Source organism: Microbacterium sp. TPD7012 (assembly GCF_003075395.1).
Lineage (GTDB): Bacteria > Actinomycetota > Actinomycetes > Actinomycetales > Microbacteriaceae > Microbacterium.
Genome location: NZ_QDFV01000002.1, coordinates 204,670 through 221,855, shown reverse-complemented (window position 1 = coordinate 221,855; position 17,186 = coordinate 204,670). Strand labels below are relative to the sequence as shown.

The 17,186-nt window shown below is 70.3% G+C and carries 17 protein-coding genes; 3 read left to right on the top strand and 14 right to left on the bottom strand.

All coding sequences use genetic code 11. The features are described 5' to 3' along the window. Positions 1-38: 38 nt before the first annotated feature. Complete coding sequence (locus tag DC434_RS05110) at positions 39-1,037, top strand: diacylglycerol kinase family protein (RefSeq protein WP_116634211.1); 999 nt, start codon at positions 39-41, stop codon at positions 1,035-1,037. Between the two features lie 24 nt (positions 1,038-1,061). Here DC434_RS05110 and DC434_RS05105 read toward each other — a convergent pair whose 3' ends face one another. The 3 genes from DC434_RS05105 to DC434_RS20080 form a co-directional block, all read right to left on the bottom strand. Continuing rightward, positions 1,062-1,799, bottom strand: a complete 738-nt coding sequence (locus tag DC434_RS05105) for a hypothetical protein (RefSeq protein WP_243408819.1) — start codon at positions 1,797-1,799, stop codon at positions 1,062-1,064. 63 nt (positions 1,800-1,862) lie between these two features. After that, positions 1,863-3,323 (bottom strand): cardiolipin synthase, encoded by a 1,461-nt coding sequence (cls, locus tag DC434_RS05100; protein ID WP_116634209.1) that lies wholly within the window; start codon positions 3,321-3,323, stop codon positions 1,863-1,865. A 91-nt stretch (positions 3,324-3,414) separates the two neighbouring features. Then, a complete protein-coding gene (locus DC434_RS20080) occupies positions 3,415-3,588 on the bottom strand; it encodes a hypothetical protein (RefSeq protein ID WP_165808000.1) in 174 nt (57 codons plus the stop codon). Between the two features lie 112 nt (positions 3,589-3,700). On the opposite strand from DC434_RS20080, the gene DC434_RS05090 reads away from it, so the two are divergent. Next, positions 3,701-4,819 carry a DUF4192 family protein gene (locus DC434_RS05090; protein WP_116634207.1) on the top strand — a complete coding sequence of 373 codons (1,119 nt, stop codon included), beginning with the start codon at positions 3,701-3,703 and terminating at the stop codon, positions 4,817-4,819. Here the strand turns inward: DC434_RS05090 and lysS are convergent. Further along, positions 4,812-6,344 carry a lysine--tRNA ligase gene (gene lysS / locus DC434_RS05085; RefSeq protein ID WP_116634206.1) on the bottom strand — a complete coding sequence of 511 codons (1,533 nt, stop codon included), beginning with the start codon at positions 6,342-6,344 and terminating at the stop codon, positions 4,812-4,814. The genes DC434_RS05090 and lysS overlap by 8 nt on opposite strands. Positions 6,345-6,424: 80 nt before the next feature. On the opposite strand from lysS, the gene DC434_RS05080 reads away from it, so the two are divergent. Further along, on the top strand, positions 6,425-8,335 hold the full coding sequence (locus tag DC434_RS05080; RefSeq protein ID WP_116634205.1) for a DUF2207 domain-containing protein: 1,911 nt from the start codon (positions 6,425-6,427) through the stop codon (positions 8,333-8,335). An 18-nt stretch (positions 8,336-8,353) separates the two neighbouring features. On the opposite strand, the gene DC434_RS05075 is transcribed toward DC434_RS05080, so the two are convergent. The 10 genes from DC434_RS05075 to hpt all read right to left on the bottom strand — a co-directional run bounded on the left by DC434_RS05075 (position 8,354) and on the right by hpt (position 17,178). Next, positions 8,354-9,046, bottom strand: coding sequence for a DUF2520 domain-containing protein (locus DC434_RS05075; RefSeq protein ID WP_116634204.1), 693 nt, complete (start codon positions 9,044-9,046; stop codon positions 8,354-8,356). Positions 9,047-9,050: 4 nt separating this feature from the next. After that, positions 9,051-11,060 carry a PH domain-containing protein gene (locus DC434_RS05070; RefSeq protein WP_116634203.1) on the bottom strand — a complete coding sequence of 670 codons (2,010 nt, stop codon included), beginning with the start codon at positions 11,058-11,060 and terminating at the stop codon, positions 9,051-9,053. Then, complete coding sequence (locus DC434_RS05065; RefSeq protein ID WP_116634202.1) at positions 11,057-11,638, bottom strand: PH domain-containing protein; 582 nt, start codon at positions 11,636-11,638, stop codon at positions 11,057-11,059. The genes DC434_RS05070 and DC434_RS05065 overlap by 4 nt, the downstream gene beginning before the upstream one ends. Beyond that, entirely contained in the window at positions 11,589-12,071 is a 483-nt protein-coding gene (locus tag DC434_RS05060; RefSeq protein WP_116634201.1) for a DUF3180 domain-containing protein, read from the bottom strand. The genes DC434_RS05065 and DC434_RS05060 overlap by 50 nt, the downstream gene beginning before the upstream one ends. Then, a complete protein-coding gene (gene folK / locus DC434_RS05055; RefSeq protein ID WP_116634200.1) occupies positions 12,068-12,607 on the bottom strand; it encodes a 2-amino-4-hydroxy-6-hydroxymethyldihydropteridine diphosphokinase in 540 nt (179 codons plus the stop codon). Before folK ends, DC434_RS05060 begins: the two co-directional genes overlap by 4 nt. After that, the gene (folB, locus tag DC434_RS05050) at positions 12,604-12,999 is read right to left on the bottom strand and encodes a dihydroneopterin aldolase (RefSeq protein ID WP_116634199.1); all 396 of its coding nucleotides are present in this window, start codon (positions 12,997-12,999) and stop codon (positions 12,604-12,606) included. The genes folK and folB overlap by 4 nt, the downstream gene beginning before the upstream one ends. Positions 13,000-13,030: 31 nt before the next feature. Further along, entirely contained in the window at positions 13,031-13,840 is an 810-nt protein-coding gene (gene folP, locus DC434_RS05045) for a dihydropteroate synthase (protein WP_116634198.1), read from the bottom strand. After that, positions 13,837-14,496 (bottom strand): GTP cyclohydrolase I, encoded by a 660-nt coding sequence (folE, locus tag DC434_RS05040; RefSeq protein ID WP_243408818.1) that lies wholly within the window; start codon positions 14,494-14,496, stop codon positions 13,837-13,839. Before folE ends, folP begins: the two co-directional genes overlap by 4 nt. A 1-nt stretch (position 14,497) precedes the next feature. Continuing rightward, positions 14,498-16,498 (bottom strand): ATP-dependent zinc metalloprotease FtsH, encoded by a 2,001-nt coding sequence (gene ftsH, locus DC434_RS05035; protein ID WP_116634197.1) that lies wholly within the window; start codon positions 16,496-16,498, stop codon positions 14,498-14,500. Between the two features lie 128 nt (positions 16,499-16,626). Next, entirely contained in the window at positions 16,627-17,178 is a 552-nt protein-coding gene (gene hpt, locus DC434_RS05030) for a hypoxanthine phosphoribosyltransferase (RefSeq protein WP_116634196.1), read from the bottom strand. Between the last annotated feature and the right edge of the window lie 8 nt (positions 17,179-17,186).

The following is a 17,186-nucleotide window of genomic DNA, read 5'->3' as shown; positions in this document are numbered from 1 at the left end:
GGAGAAGAGGGGGCCGATGCCGGGATTAGAGTAGCGCCATGACCACGAGCGATTCCGCCCGACGACAGGCGGCGCTCGTCTACAACCCGATCAAGGTCGACGGCAAGCGACTCCGCGCCGCGGTGCGCGATCTGTCGAGGGAGGCCGGGTGGGAGCATCCGGCCTTCTATCCGACGACCGTCGAGGACGCCGGCCAGGCGGCGACCGCGCAGGCGTTGGCCCGCGGCGTCGACGTCGTGCTCGTGGCGGGCGGTGACGGCACCGTGCGCGCGGTCTCCGAGGCGATCGCGAACACGGGTGTGCCGCTGGCCATCCTGCCGAGCGGCACCGGCAACCTGCTGGCGCGCAACCTGGGACTCCCGCTCGGCGATCCCGCGGAGATGATCCGCGCGGCGCTCGGCGACTTCCGGCATCCGATCGACATCGGCTGGGCGCGCGTGAGCCGCGCGAACGGCGAGGAGTCGGAGCACGCCTTCGTGGTGCTGGCCGGCATCGGCCTGGATGCCGACATGATCGCGAACACGCGCTCCGACCTCAAGAAGTCCGTGGGCTGGATCGCCTACGTCGACGGTGCGGCGCGGTCGCTCCCGCGGGCCAGGCCCTTCCGGGCCGTGTACCAGATCGACGACGGACGCCTGCACTCCACGAAGGTGCACAGCATCCTCTTCGCGAACTGCGGCACGCTCCCGGCCGGGATCGCGCTGATCCCCGATGCCTCCATCACCGACGCGACGCTCGACGTCGCCGTCATCCAGCCCACGGGCGTGCTCGGCTGGCTCGGCGTCTGGCGGAAGATCTGGTGGGACAACTCGGTCCTGCGACGCTTCCGGGCCGGACGCCGCGTGCTGAAGCGTCGCGGCAGAGACGCCTCGGTGCACTACTTCCGAGGAGCGGCGGCGGAGGCCGCGGCTCCCGGTCCGACTCCTGTCGAGCTCGACGGAGACGAGTTCGGCGAGGCGGTGCGCATCACCTGCCGGGCCGACCCCGGCGCGCTGCTGCTCGCGCTGCCCGCCGGGCACCCGGTGTCGATGCTCTGAGCCCGGCGGAGCGCCGGGCACCGGTCAGCTGCTGAGCACCTTCACGGTGCCCTCGAGGCCGCCGCCGGTGAGAGTCAGCGTGAAGTCGTCGTCGTCCACGTCATCGTCGGGGAAAGCGATGATCGTCGCCCGCGGCGCCATGTCCATGGTGCACACCTGGTCGGCATCCGTGACGAACGTGACCGTTCCCGAGTTGCCGGACCCCTCGACGGCCTCGACGACCGGAGCGCACGAGGAGGAGCCCCACGTGAGCAGCACCAGGCTGCCGTCGTCGAACCAGCCGGCCGACGGCTGATACTCGGTCGAGCTCCCGGGCTTCCCGGTGAAGGCGGCATCGCCGTCGAGCTCGACATCGTCGACGATGTCCCCGTAGGTGACCTGCAGGGTGATCTCGGCGGTGGGATCCACTCCCTCGGGGAGGGCTCCGATGCTCGCGCGCGGCGCGAAGTCGGCCGTGCACACCTTCTCCTTGCCGTCCTCGGCGTCGAGGTCCACGAGGTTCACGGTGACCGTCTGGCCCTCTGCCGAGACCTCGTCGACCTGCGGGATGCACCCGGACGACCCCCAGGTGACCACGGCGAACATGCGTCCCTCGTCAAGGAGAACGCCCTCGATGTCGCCGGCATCGTCACCGGTCGTCGAGCTCGGTGCGGGTGAGTTCGTCGGCGTCACGGCACCGGGCGTCGCCGTGCAGCCCGCACCGAGGAGCGCGATCGCGGCGAGGGACGAGAGGACGGCTGCGAGACGCGTGCGTGTGGCCATGGTCACAGGGTACCCGCCCGATATTCCGGTTTCATCCCCCAGACCGACCGGGATCGCGGCGGATCACTGCAGAGCGGAGGTGAGGCGTGCCAGGTTGTCGAGCACGGTCGACCGGAGGGGCTGCTGCATCCACTCCTCCAGGGTCAGCTCCCGGCTCAGGGAGCGGTACTTGTCCTCGACGGCCCGCATCTCGGTGACGAACTCCTCGCCGCGCACGAGCATCGACACCTCCAGGTTCAGACCGAAGGAGCGCATGTCCATGTTGCTCGAGCCGATGACCGCGACCTCGTCGTCGATCGTGAGGCTCTTGGTGTGGAGGATATAGGGCTTGCGGTACATCCAGATGCGCACGCCCGCCTTGAGCAGCACCTCGTAGTAGCTGCGCTGGGCGTGATAGACCATCGCCTGATCGCCCTCTTCCGAGACGAAGAGCTCGACCTCGACGCCGCGGTCGACGGCTGCCGTGACGGCGAGCAGCAGCGCCTCGTCGGGGACGAAGTAGGGGCTGACGATCATGATGCGGTTCTTCGCCGCGTAGAGCAGACCGAGGAACAGACGCAGGTTGTTCTCGACCTCGAAGCCCGGTCCCGACGGCACCACCTGGCAGTCCAGGTCGCCCGATCCGATGTTCGCGTGGGAGATGTCGATCTCCTCGAGCACCTCGTCGGTCTCGCTGTACCAGTCGCTGAGGAAGATCGCGTTCACGCTGAGGACGACCGGCCCGTCGATGCGCACCATCAGGTCGACCCAGTTGAGACCCCGCTTGATGTTCTTCGGGAGGTTGTACGTCGACGCCGTGACGTTCTGCGAGCCGAGGAAGGCGACCTTGCCGTCGACGACGAGGAGCTTGCGGTGATTGCGCAGGTCGGGCCGCTGCATCCTGCCCTTCAGCGGCTGCACCGGGAGCATGAGCTGCCAGTCGGCGCCCATGGCGTTCAGCCGCTTGACGGTGGCCCGGTAGCGCGGCTTCCAGCGGTTCGCCCAGTGATCGAGGAGCACGCGGACCTCGACGCCGCGGGCTGCGATCTCCTCCATGGCCCGGAAGAAGTTGTCGGTCGAGTCGTCGGACTGGAGGATGTAGAACTCGATGTGGACGTAGTCCTGCGCCTCGCGGATCGCGTCGGCCATCGCGTCGAGCGATTCCTGATAGTCCGAGATCAGGTGCGCGCCGTTGTCGCCGGAGAGGGGGAGGGCGCCGAGCTTCTGGTTCATCTCGACGATGGGGCCGAACCACGCCGGAGCGTGCGGCCGCAGGGTTCCGAAGTGGAGGTGCTCGCTCGTCTGCGCGATGTACTCGTTGATCTGGTCCTGCTTGCGGCGGCGGGCGCGCGGGAGGCGCGGGTTCCCGATCAGCAGGAAGAGGAAGACGCCGATGAAGGGGATGAAGAACACGGCGAGGAGCCAGGCCATCGCCGCCGTGGGACGGCGATTGCGCGGGATCACGATGATCGCCGTCGTGCGGATGACGAGGTCGAGCAGCAGCAGGAACGCGGCGGTCCACCAGGCCACGGTCTCCGGCGTCATCGTCTCCCCTTGCTCCGCCGGCGTCGATCACCGAGGGCTCGCGCGGTCGCCCGCGCATTGGCTACACAGTAGCCGATGGCTCGGACGTCTCTCAGGCGCGAGGAGGGAGGCCGCGCGCGGCGCGCTCCTCGGCCTCGATGCGCGCGTGCACCTTGCGCTCGGTGCGGTCGGAGCGGATGATCCCGCGGAGCACGAAGAAGAAGACGGCGCTCACTCCGATGGTCGGCAGGATCGACCATGCCGCGGCGAGCCAGAAGTTCTCCATGTGTCCATCGTACGCGAGCGACTCTTCGTCCACATTCCTCGCCTTTCGCCCGAACACTCCACAGGGGGCGCTATCGCCCCCTGACCGGTCGGGGTTCGATCACACTCCTGGAATGACCACCGTGCTTCGTGCCTCCGACTCCACCGACTTCCTCCGCGTCGTCCCCGCTCTCGCCGGGTTCACGCCTCGACAGAGCATCGTGCTCCTCCCCTTCCGCGGTACGCGCACCTACGGTGCGATGCGCCTCGACCTCCCCGATGACGGCATCTCCCTCGAGGAGTACGCCGACGCGGCGGTCGGGCTGGTGTCGCGCGTGGAGGGGACGGATGCCGTGGCCCTGGTCGTCTACACCGACGCCGAGGCGCACCCGACGCGCGACGGTCTCGTCCTCCCCTTCGCGGTCGAGGTCGACGAGCTGCTCGGCTGCGCGGAGGACGCGGGTCTCCGGGTCGTCGACGCCCTGTGCGTGACCCCGGCCGGCTGGTCGAGCTACCTCGTCGACGAGCCCGTGATCGGCCTGCTCTCCGACATCGGGGCCTCGCCCGCCCTTTCGTCGGAGGGCGACGTGTCCGGAGACCAGTTCGCCGGCGTCGACCTTCCGCCCTCCGACCTCGCCGAGAAGGAGCGGGTGGGACGGGCGCTCCTCGAGCTCACCGAGATGCTCTGCCTCGACAGGTGCGGCACCCTCACCGGGCGGGAGAACCCGATGGCGATCGCCGCCCTCGTGATGCTGGAAGACGTGCCGGCGTTCTTCGAATCGGTCCTCCGAACGCCGCAGGACCTGCCGCCTTTCGCCACGGCTGCGCTGCTGTGGAGCCTGAACCGGCCGCTGCTCCGCGACGTCGCCATCGCGCAGTGGGCGACGGACCTGGCCGGCGGCATGCGCACGCTCGCGGCACAGCTCGCCTTCGCCGGCTCCGGCACGACGGTCCCCGACGATCTGGGTCAGGTCTTCCTGGGCCGCGGCCCCGCTCCCGATCTCGACCGTCTCCGGCTCGCGCTGTCGGTGGTCCGCCGGGCCGCGGCGCAGGCGCCCCGCGCGTACCGACCGGCGCCGCTCACGGCAGCGGCGTGGTTGTCGTGGGCGCTCGGCAGGTCGACCCACGCGGGCCGGTATCTCGAGATGGTGCGCGAGATCGATCCGCAGTACGGCCTCGCGGCGCTGCTCGAGACCATGATCGGCGGTGCGCTGCTGCCGGAGTGGGCGTTCCGACGCGGCCCAGCTACTTGACCAGCGGGAAGAGGATCGTCTCGCGGATGCCGAGCCCGGTGATCGCCATCAGCAGACGATCGATGCCCATTCCCATGCCACCGGACGGCGGCATGCCGTGCTCCAGTGCCCGCAGGAACTCCTCGTCGATGGGCATCGCCTCGACATCACCGCGCGCGGCGAGCTTCGACTGCTCGACGAAGCGCTCGCGCTGGATCACGGGGTCGACGAGCTCGGAGTATCCCGTCGCCAGCTCGAAGCCGCGGATGTACAGGTCCCACTTCTCCACGACGCCGTCGATCGAGCGGTGCTCGCGCACCAGGGGCGACGTGTCGACCGGGAAGTCCATCACGAAGGTCGGGCGCACGAGGTCGCCCTTCACGAAGTGCTCCCAGAGCTCCTCGACGAGCTTGCCGTGCGTGGCCTGCGGCGGCAGATCGACTCCGCTCTGCTCGGCGAAGGCGATCAGGTCGTCGACCGAGTCCTGCGGGGTGACCGTGCGACCGGATGCCGCGGAGAGCGATTCGTACATCGAGATGCGGTCCCACTCGCCGCCGAGATCGTACTCGGTGCCGTCGGCCCAGGTCACGGTGGTCGAGCCGGTCACCGCGATCGCGGCCTGCTGCACCAGCTCCTGCGTGAGTGCGGCCATCTGGTTGTAGTCGCCGTAGGCCTGATAGGCCTCGAGCATCGCGAACTCCGGGCTGTGCGTCGAGTCGGCGCCCTCGTTGCGGAAGTTGCGGTTGATCTCGAAGACCCGCTCGATGCCGCCGACGACGGCGCGCTTCAGGTAGAGCTCCGGCGCGATGCGCAGGTAGAGCTCGGTGTCGAAGGCGTTCGAGCGGGTGATGAACGGGCGAGCGGATGCTCCGCCGTGCTGCACCTGCAGCATCGGCGTCTCGACCTCGAGGTAGTCGTGCCCGGTGAAGGTCGCGCGAAGGCTCGCGTTCACCGCGGCGCGGGCGCGGACGGTGGTGCGTGCCTGCTCGCGCACGATGAGGTCGAGGTAGCGGCTGCGGACCCGCCCCTCCTCGCTGAGCTCGGAGTAGGCGTTGGGCAGCGGGAGGATCGCCTTGGAGGCGATCGCCCAGTCGTCGGCCATGATCGACAGCTCGCCGCGGCGGCTGGAGATCACCTCGCCGTGCACGAAGACGTGGTCGCCCAGGTCGACGTACTCCTTCCAGTCCGCGAGGGACTCCTCGCCGACGTTCGCGAGCGAGATCATCGCCTGGATGCGGGTGCCGTCGCCGGCCTGCAGCGTCGCGAAGCAGAGCTTGCCGGTGTTGCGGCTGAACACGACGCGACCGGCCACTCCGACCACGACGCCGGTCTCGGCGCCCGCCTCGAGCTCTCCGTACTCCGCGCGGAGCGTCGGGATGGTGTGCGTCACCGGGACGCCGACCGGGAAGGCGCCGCCCGCGGCATCCGCCCGCTTCTCGATCAGGCGCGCGCGCTTGGCGAGACGGACGGTCTTCTGCTCGTGGGCGTCCTCTTCGTTCGAAGGGTCGGACGAGGCCGAATCGGGCGCGGCGGACGCGTCAGTCATGTGCGGGGCTCCTTGAAGTCCTCCCCAGTTTACCGAGACGGCGTGCCGACTCCTTCGCGCAGGCTGGGTAGCCTCGAAGCATGACCGCCACCCGGATCATCCGCGCGTTCGCCGCCATCGCCCTCGCCGTCGCCGCGGTCGCCGCCCCGACGTCGGCGACCGCCGCATCCGAGCCTGCCGACGCACGATCGACGGGCGCGCCCGCGAGCACCGTGGCGGACGCGGACGTCGACGACTTCTCCTACGCCTCCTGGGACGCGCTCTACGAGGTCGGGCTCGATGAAGAGGGCCGCGCGCGGATGCACGTCGTCGAGACGCTCGTCGCCCGCTTCCCCGAGTACGACCAGAACCGCGGCATCGTCCGCGGGCTGCCCACCGCGTACGAGGGGGCCGGCATCGACACCCGTGTGCTGTCGGTCACGGACGAGAACGGCGCCGACGTGCCGTACGAGACCGAGGAGGAAGACGGTCTGCTGCTCGTCCTCACCGGGAACGACGACTTCGTGCAGGGACTGACCACCTACGTGATCGAGTACGAGATGCGCGACGTCATCCTCGCGGCCGACGCATCGACCGGCTCCTCGACCCGCCAGAGCGTGCGCGGACAGGGCGAGGGGAACCCCGCGGTGGACGAGTTCTACTGGGACCTCCTCCCCCTCGACAGCACCCAGGCGATCGAGCGGTTCCGCGCCGACATCGTCTTCGACGCGGCGATGAGCGACCGCCTCACGGGAGCCGCGAGCTGCTACACCGGATACTCGGGATCGACCGACGAGTGCGACCTGCAGGGTCCGGCGGTCGACGGCGACGTCGCCACGTTCCGCGTCGAGTCGGGGGAACGCGCGGCAGGCGACGGGGTGACGGTCGCGATCGGATTCGCGCAGGGCACGGCCGTGCAGCCGTCCGCGCGCACGCCGAACCCGGTCACCGACACGGTTCCTCTGGCCGCAGCGATCGGCGCGGGAGGACTGTCGGTCGGCGCCTGGATCGCCGTGTCCGCCTTCAAGCGCCGCCGCCGCACCGCCACCGGTGTCATCGTCGCGCAGTACGACGTTCCCGACTCGATGCCCCCGCTGCTCGCCGCCGCCCTCCTGCCGAGCGCGAAGGATGTGATCCCCGCCGAGATCGTGCATCTCGCCGTGCGGGGAACGCTGCGCATCGAGGAGGGCGGCTCGCCCGAGCATCCGCGGCTGCGCCGCATCGCCGGGCCGCGCATCCCCGATCAACTCGACGTCGAGGCGCTCGACGCCCTCTTCCTGAAGGCGAACGACGGCGGCGTCGTCGACGTGCCGAGCGCCAGCGAGGCCTTCGCCATGCGCATGGTCGCTCTCCAGGAGGCGGGGAAGACCGCAGCGAAGACCCGCGGTCTCACGACCACGGCGCGCAGTCGCGGCGCGGCGATCGTGCAGTGGTGTGCGATCGCGATCGCGGCCGTCGGCATGGGACTGAGCGTGTGGGGCGTGGCCTCCGGCCGACTCTCCGCCGTCCCCGCTCTCGTCGCGATCTCCTTCGGACTCGTGCTCGTGCTCATCGCGAGCTTCTTCTCCTTCGCGAAGCACACGGTGCTCACCCCCGAGGGCGCCAGGGAATTCGAGTACCTGAAGGGCGTCGAGGAGTTCATCCGGGTCGCCGATGCCGACCGTCTGCGCATGCTGCAGTCCTACACGGGGGCGGAGCGCCGGCAGGACGGGACCGCCGACGTCATCCACGTGTACGAGCGCCTCCTCCCCTACGCGATGCTCTTCGGGATGGAGAAGGAGTGGGGCGACGTGCTCGAGACCGCCTACTCCCGCGAGCAGCGGGGACCCGGGTGGATCGGCGACCCGACCACCCCGTACCTCGGCGTCTACCTCTCGGCCTTCACCTCGTCGTCGCATGCCGCCGCGACCTACACCTCGCCGTCGTCGGGCAGCTCGTCGAGTTCGGGCGGGTCGTTCGGCGGCGGCTTCTCCGGCGGCGGAGGCGGCGGAGGGTTCTCGGGCGGACGCTGATGCTGCCCGTCGTGCGGGTCAGATCAGCGGCGGAGGATCGGATGCCTCGCGCAGGGCGCGCTCGACCGTCGACTGCACGAGCGCCGAGAGGTAGCCGCCGGGGTTCTCGACGCCGATCTCGCGCAGCCGCGCCGTGGACTGGCCGATGATCGACCGGGAGAACTCCGTCGCGGTCTGGATGGCGTCCGCGTAGGCGGGGCGATCCTCCTCGGCGATCACGATCGGCTCGCATCCCATCTCGACGGCGAGCGCCTGCGCGATGGGCAGCACCGGGGCAGGGGCCGTGACCGCGGCGAAGCCCGCCTGCAGCTGTCGCAGGTCGATCGAGGTCCCCGTGAACGTGATCGCGGGATGCACGGCGAGCGGGATCGCGCCGCGCTCGGCAGCGGGCCGCAGCACCTCGGTGCCGTGGCCGGGATCGGTGTGCAGCACGAGCTGACCGATCTGCCACCCGCCGACCTCGGCGATTCCCGCCACGAGAGAGGCGAGCTGGTCCGTCGGCACGGCGAGGATCACGAGCTCCGCCCTGCGCACGACCTCGAGGGCGTCGAGCACGGGCACCTCCGGGAGGACGGCCGACGCGCGCTCGTCATCCGATCCGCTCGTGATGCCGACGATCGCGTGGCCGGCGCCGCCGAGCGCGGCGCCGATCACCGGTCCGACGCGGCCCGCGCCGATGATGCCGACGCCGAGACGCCCGTCGCGCACCACGGGGTCACTCCCCGTTCGTGGGCGGCGCGGGCGGCGGCACGACCGGAGGTGCAGGCGGCGGCATCACCGGAGGCGCGTACGTCGGCGGTGCGACCGGAGGTGCAGGCGGCGCCGCGACCGGAGGCGCAGGCGGCGGTGCGACCGGAGGCGCAGGCGGCGGTGCGACCGGAGGCGCAGGAGGCGGCGTCACCGGAGGCGCGTACGTCGGCGGTGCAGGTGGCGCGGCCGGAGGCGGCGTCACGCCTGGCGCCGGGAGCGCGACCGGTGGTCCCGCAGGCGCCGGGAGGTTCGCGTACGCCGGAGGAGCCGGGTTCGCCGGAGCAGCCGCCGGAGCGTGCTCGCTCCAGCGATGGCTGGTGTCTCGCGACGCGGCTTCGGCCGCGGCGCGGCTGACATCGCCGAGCAGCGCCAGCGCATCCTCGCGCTCGAGTCCGGAGAGGTACCCCGTGATCGGTCCCGGTGCCGTGTGCACCTGGGCGCCCGAGACGCGCTGCGCCCGGTCGATGGGACCCTGCGAGAGCGAGACGCCCTGCAGACGGGCGAGCGGGAAGACCGCGAGCTTGCGCCACACGAATCCACGGCGCAGCAGGAGCCCGAAGTCGGCGATCGCATACCCGTGCCGCTTCCAGGACAGCGGACGACGCCACCAGGCACGTCGCGGCATCCGCCGGAACGGATCGCCGTCGGCAGGCCCGACGATGCCCTGCTCCCAGAGGAACGGGATGCTCGCCGCCGGCACGTCCGGCAGCACGAGGCCGAGCACGCGCTCGACATCGGCGCGCTTGCCCACCGGCAGCACCACGTTGAACTGCTGCGCGTTGCCGGACTGCTGCGCCGCCGCGCTCTTGCCGCTCATCCGGTTGATCTTGATCGTCCACCAGCCGAAGGGGCGCCACAGGAGCGACTGCGACACCTCGACCGCGAAGATGCGTCCGGGCGGCAGCGTCTCGGTCACCGTGGTGAGCAGACCGTACGTGATACGCACCCCGTCGGGCGTCGGCGCGATCGAATAGCGCAGCGACTTGGAGATCTGCGCCCAGGTGATGCCGACCACGGCGATGAGCATGGGGATGCCCATGGCGAGGCCGATGCCGAGCAGCACCACGCCGCCGCCGGTGTCGCCGTCGGCGACCAGGCCGATGATCGTGCTGCCGAGCGCGATCGCGAAGATGATGCCGAAGAAGAACAGCCACAGCAGCCCCGAGATGAGCTGCGATCCGATCAGACGACCGGCCGGGATCTTCACGACGCTCTCCGGAGCGACATCGGCGAGGTCGACTCCGGCGATCAGGCTCGTGACGCCCTCGTTGACCGAGCCGCGCAGCTGCGCCCGCGTCGTCGCGGGGACCGCAGCGGCATCCGGGCCGGACGCCGGGGCCTGCGGGTTGAGGGCCGCGTGACGCGCGGCCCGTGCCCCGGAGGCGAGGCGCAGGATGTCGGCGCGCACCGACTCCGCCCGAGTCGTCGCGAGGTACTCCAGGTCGACGTTCGCGTCGTTGCCCGCGCCGACCACTTCGAGCTTGGCGAGTCCGATGATCCGGGCGGGGAACGGACGCGTGAGGTTGACGCCCTGCACGCGATCGAGGGGCGCGCGCCGGTGCGAGCGGAAGATGATGCCCTTGCGCACCTCGACGTGATCACCGGTGATGCGGAACTGGTGGAAGCGCCAGAGCATCCAGAACACGAGCACCAGCACGACCACGAGACCGAGCACTCCGAGGAGCACCAGCAGGATCAGGTTGTTCTCGAACACCCAGTCGACCGGGTCGCGGCCGGCGTAGTCGCCGTAGTGCGCCTCCTCGGGCGTGAAGAGCGTCACCAGCCAGGTGATGATCCGGTCCCGCATGTTCGCGATCAGGATGCCGGCGACGATGATCAGCACCAGCCCGCCCTTGAACAGGGGCGTCAGCGGATGCATCCGATGCCATTCGCCGTCCGCCAGAGTCGTCGACGCGTCGCCGACCTGCGTGGGCGCCGGTGCGTGCGGGGCGGCGGGGAACTGCTGCTCGCTCACAGGCCGGTCCGGCGGGTCTCGGCCACTTCGATGAGGGTGTCGCGCAGCGCTTCGGACGCGGGCTGGGTGAGGCCGGGGATCTGCACGCCGGTGGTGGCGGCGGCGGTCACCATCTTCAGCTGGGAGATGCCGAAGGCGCGGTCGAGCGGACCCTGGGTGATGTCCACGAGCTGCATGCGCCCGTAGGGCACGGCGATCATCCGCTGCCACAGAATGCCCTTGCGGAAGACGATGTCGTCGGCGCGGAGCATGTAGCCGATGGCCCTGGCCTGTCGCGGCAGGATGATGAGCGCGATCACCGTGAGGAGCAGGATCACGCCGGCGGGGATCCACACCCAGTCCTGCTCCAGGAAGATGTTGAGCACCACGGCTGCCACGACCACCACGACGATGAAGATCACGTTCTGCACGATCTGCGAGACGACATAGCGGGGCGAGATCTGGTGCCAGGTGCCGTCCAGTTCCAGCCGCGCCTCGTTCCGCGCGGTGCGCAGCCGCGTGTAGGTGCCCTGGTCGAGGGCGTCGAGGTCAGTGCCCTCCGCCGGGTTCAGGGGCGCGGTCTCTGGGTTCTGAGTCATCAGGATCCTTCGGCAGGGTGCAGAACTGTTCGGCGACGAGCGCGGCGATCACGAGGACGATCGCGCTCCCGATCAGGGCCAGCATGGCCACAGTCGACCCTACCGGCGGATCGATGGGGCGGGTGAGGAGGAACACGAGGAGGCCGGCTCCGAGGCCCGCCATGATCGCGCCGAGCAGACTCGAGGCGCGGGCGAGGGTCGCCGCCCTGAGTGCGCGGAAGGGATCGATCCGGATGCCGGAGCGCACGCTGTTCCGCACCGGCCAGGCCACGCCGAGAGCAGCGGCCGCGATCAGCAGGAGAAGCACCGGCAGCAGCAGCGACGGGGTGAAGGTCGCGCGACCGCTCGCGGTGAGCAGGTGATCGACCAGGTACCCGAGCCCGACCCCGAGGAGGGCCAGAACGGCGAGGAGGCCGACGGACGTGCGCCTCATCCATCGCCCCGATCGCGCAGCTCCGCCGCGAGGTCGGCCACCCTGCCGTGCCCGATGAGCTCGGCGTCGGCATCGAGATCGAGCCACGGATCCAGCACGAAGAGGCGCTCCGCAGCGCGCGGATGCGGGAGCTGCAGGTGCGGCTCGTCCGAGACGACGTCGCCGTACGCGATGAGGTCGAGGTCCAGCGTCCTGTCCCCCCAGCGCTCGCGGCGCTCCCGGCCGTTCTCGTCTTCGATGGCATGCAGCATCCCGAGCAGGATCTCGGGAGCGAGCCGGGTCGTGACCAGCGCGACGGCGTTGACGTAGCCGGGCGCCTCGGGGTCGGGCCCGTCCACGCGCAGCGCGACGGTCTCGAACAGCGGGGACAGGCGCACCTCCCCGACGAGCGGCAGTCGCGCGATCCGCTCCGCGGCGGCGCGGATGGTCGCGTGACGTTCGCCGAGGTTCGCGCCGAGGGCGACGACGGCCACGGTTTCCGGACGACCCGGACGGCGCTCGGGGGCGTCCATGGGCTGGGCGAGATTCCGACTCATGCGGTGATGTCCTCCAGGCCGGGAGTGGGGCGGCTGCGATGAACCGTGACGGCCACGTCGGCGAACGTGAGCGGGATCGGGGCGTGCGGCTTGTGCACGGTCACGGTGACGCCCTGCACCCGGGGGTCTTCGAGGGCGGTGACGGCGATGCGTTCGGCGAGGGTCTCGATGAGGTTCACGGGTTCCCCGGCGACCACGGCCGCGACCTTCTCGGCGAGCTCTCCGTAGTGCACGGTGTCGCTCACGTCGTCGGATGCCGCGGCCTGGTCCAGCGCCAGCCGCAGGCGGAGGTCGACCGTGAACTCCTGCCCGTCCTCCCGCTCGTGGTCGTAGACGCCGTGGCGTCCGAACACGGTCAGCCCGGTGAGGGAGATCTCGTCGAGGAAGTCCATGTCCCTAGCGTACGGCGGCGGTCGAGCCGCCTCACCCCGTCCAGGCGTGGGCGATGGCGAGCGCATCGCGGGTCGCGGCGACGTCGTGCACCCGGACGGCCCACACGCCGGCGCGTGCGGCCAACGCGCTGGTCACGGCGGTGGCGAGGTCACGGCGAGCCTCCGAGATCCCGCCGGTCTCCCCCGCCTCGGACGGCAGCGTCTCGGCGAGGAACCGCTTGCGGGAGGTGCCGATGAGCACCCGGGGTCCGAGCGCCACGATCTCGTCGAGCCCGCGCAGCACGTCCCAGTTCTGGGCGCCCGCCTTGGCGAAGCCGATGCCGGGATCCACGATCAGTCGCGAGGGGGCGATACCGGCTGCCGCGGCCTCTCCGATGCGCTCCTGCAGCTCTCCGGCGACCTCCCTGGCCGCTCGGCGGTACTCGGCGTTGGCGTACATGTCGGCCGAGAATCCGCGCCAGTGCCCGACCGCGTAGTCCGCACCGGATTCGGCGACCGCCGCCCGCATGTCGGGGTCGGCGAGACCACCCGAGACGTCGTTGACGATCCGGGCGCCGGCGCGCACGGCCGCCGCGGCGGTGGCCGCGCTGAGCGTGTCGACGCTGATCGGAACGCCCGCCGCGGCGAGCTGCTCGATCACGGGGATCACGCGCTGCTGCTCGACATCCGTGCCGACGCGCTCCGCGCCGGGCCTGGTCGACTCGCCGCCGACGTCGAGCACGCTCGCGCCGTCGGCACGCAGTCGCAGGCCGTGGGCGACCGCCCTGTCGACATCGAGATAGCGCCCGCCGTCGCTGAACGAATCGGGAGTGACGTTGACGATCCCCCAGATCCCGGTCATGCGTCGGATCCTGAACCCGTCGGACGATGGGGCGCTTCGTCTCGCTGCGGTCGCTCGACGACCGGAGCGGCGCCCGAAGCGCCGATCAGCGTGATGAGCTCGGCCCGCGCCGCGGCATCCGTGTACTCGCCGCGCGCGGCGATCGTGAGCGTCGACGCCTCGGTCTGCCGACCGCCGCGCATGGTGACGCAGCCGTGGCTGGCGTCGAGCACGACGAGGACGCCGCGGGTGTCGAGGTGCTCCGCGATCGTGTCGGCGATCTGCTCGCCGAGACGCTCCTGCACCTGCGGGCGGGCGGCGAGGATCTCGACGACGCGCACGAGCGCGCCGAGTCCGACGACCTGCTCGCCCGGCAGATACGCGAGGTGCGCGTGGCCGGCGAACGGCAGGAGGTGGTGCTCGCAGACGGAGCGGAAGCGGATGTCGCGCAGGAGCACTGCCCCGGACGGGAGGGTGTCGGGCGCCGGCCCGCGGGTCACGCTGATCGTGCGCGCCAGCGGCTCCGCGGCATCCGCGCCGACGCCGTCGAAGAACTCCGAGTACAGCTCGGCCATGCGGGTCGGGGTCTGCTTCAGGCCGGGCCGGTCCGGGTCTTCGCCGATCGCCTCGAGCAGCTCTCTGGTGAGCCGTTCGACGCGCTGCCTGTCGACGGTCACGTCACGCCGTCGCGGGACGGGGGTTGCTCACTCCGGCGGATCCCTGCTGGGCGCGCGGCGTCGCGGAGGGCGCCTCGACGGATGCCGCGAGCGACACGTCCTTCTTCGGCACCTCGATCGGGGGGCGCTCGGAGACCGGGCGGTCCTCGCTCGACAGCCACAGCGGACGCTCGGGGAGCTTCTTGATCTCGGTGAAGATCTCGGCGATCTGGTTGTGGTCGAGGGTCTCCTCCTCGAGCAGCGCGAGGGCGAGCTTGTCGAGGATGTCGCGGTTCGCGCTGATCACCTCGTAGGCCTCGTTGTGCGCCTGCTCGATCAGGGCGCGCACCTCGGCGTCGACCCGCTCGGCGACCCGCTCGGAGTACTCACGGCCGCGACCCATGTCACGACCGGCGAAGGGCTCGCCGCCCTCGGTGCCGAGCTTGACGGGACCGACCTGCGTGGTCATGCCGTACTCGAGCACCATCTTGCGGGCGATCGAGGTCGCCTTCTCGATGTCGTTCGAGGCGCCGGTGGTCGGGTCGTGGAAGATGATCTCCTCGGCGACGCGGCCGCCCATGGCGTAGGTCAGCTGGTCCTGCAGCTCGTTGCGGGTGACCGAGTACTTGTCGTCCAGCGGCAGCACCATCGTGTATCCGAGCGCCTTGCCTCGCGGCAGGATCGTGATCTTCGTGACCGGGTCGGTGTAGTTCATCGCCGCCGCCGCGAGTGCGTGTCCGCCCTCGTGGTACGCCGTGATCAGCTTCTCCTTGTCCCGCATCACGCGGGTGCGGCGCTGCGGACCGGCGATCACGCGGTCGATGGCCTCGTCGAGGGCGCGGTTGTCGACCAGCTGCGCGTTCGAGCGCGCGGTCAGGAGCGCCGCCTCGTTCAGCACGTTGGCGAGATCCGCACCGGTGAACCCGGGGGTCTTGCGGGCGACGACCTCGAGGTCGACGCTCTTCGACAGGGGCTTGCCCTTGCTGTGCACCTCGAGGATCTTCTGGCGGCCCTTGAGGTCGGGGGCGTCCACGCCGATCTGACGGTCGAAGCGACCGGGGCGCAGCAGCGCGGGGTCGAGGATGTCGGGGCGGTTCGTCGCCGCGATCACGATCACGTTCGCGTTCGGGTCGAAGCCGTCCATCTCGACCAGCATCTGGTTGAGGGTCTGCTCGCGCTCGTCGTTGCCGCCGCCCATGCCGGCACCGCGGTGACGGCCGACGGCGTCGATCTCGTCGATGAAGATGATGGCGGGGGCGTTCTCCTTGGCCTGGCCGAAGAGGTCGCGCACACGCGAGGCGCCGACGCCGACGAACATCTCGACGAAGTCGGATCCGGAGATCGAGTAGAACGGGGCGCCGGCCTCACCGGCGACCGCGCGGGCGAGCAGCGTCTTCCCGGTTCCGGGAGGGCCGTACAGCAGCACGCCCTTCGGGATGCGGGCGCCGATCGCCTGGAACTTGGCCGGGTCCTGCAGGAACTCCTTGATCTCGTGGAGCTCCTCGATCGCCTCGTCGGCACCGGCGACGTCGGCGAAGGTGACCGTCGGGGTCTCCTTGTTGACGAGCTTGGCCTTGGACTTGCCGAACTGCATGACCTTGCCGCCGCCGCCCTGCATGGACGAGAGCAGCCACCAGAACAGGAGGCCGAGCAGCACGAGCGGCAGGAGAAGCGAGAGGAAGCCGTCGAACCACGTCGCACGCGGCACCGCGTCGTTGAAGCCGTCCTTCGGGGCGGCCTCGTTGATCGCGGAGACCACCTCGTCGGCACGGGCGTCGACGTAGTAGAACTGCACGTTCTCGGAACCCTCGAACGGCTTCGACAGCGTCATGTCGACTCGCTGGTCGCCGTCGGTGTTCACGACCTCGGTGACCGAAGAGCCCGAGAGCAGCTTCAGACCCTCCTGGGTCGTGATCTGCTTGGGCGCCCCGAGGTTCGAGATCAGGAGGAAGCCGCCGAAGAGCAGCACGCCGATCAGCGCGACGTAGATCAGCGGATTCCGGGTGAGCTTCTTCACATCCATGATCGGATCAGCGTATCGCGCGAGAACTAGGCACCCGCTGTGCGTTCACCCACGGCGTACCCCTCGTCAGGCTCAGGGACCCATGCACCGCTGGGCGCCCCACCTGGGTCGCTGAGCGTGTCGAAGCGTCAGCTGTAGACGTGCGGCGCGAGGACGGCCACGTCGCGCAGGTTGCGGTACCGCTCGGCGTAGTCGAGGCCGTAGCCGACGACGAAGTCGGTGGGGATGTCGAATCCGACGTACTTGCAGTCGATGACGACCTTCGCGGCTTCGGGCTTGCGCAGCAGCGCCAGCACCTCGATCGACTCGGCCCCGCGCGACTCGAAGTTCTCGAGCAGCCAGCTGAGGGTCAGCCCGGAGTCGATGATGTCCTCCACGATCAGCACGTGCTTGCCGTTGAGGTCGGTGTCGAGGTCCTTGCGGATCTGCACGACGCCGCTGGACTTGGTGCTCGCACCGTAGCTCGACACCGCCATCCAGTCCATCGGGGCGTGGAACGGCAGTGCCCGTGCGAAGTCCGCCATCACCATCACGGCGCCCTTGAGCACGCCGACCAGGACGAGCTCCTTGCCCGCGTAGTCGACGGCGACCTGGGCCGCGAGCTCGTCGAGCTTCGCGAGGATCTGCTCTTCGGTGACGAGGATCTGGGCAAGGTCGTCCTGGATTTCCGCGGCGCGCATGGATCGAT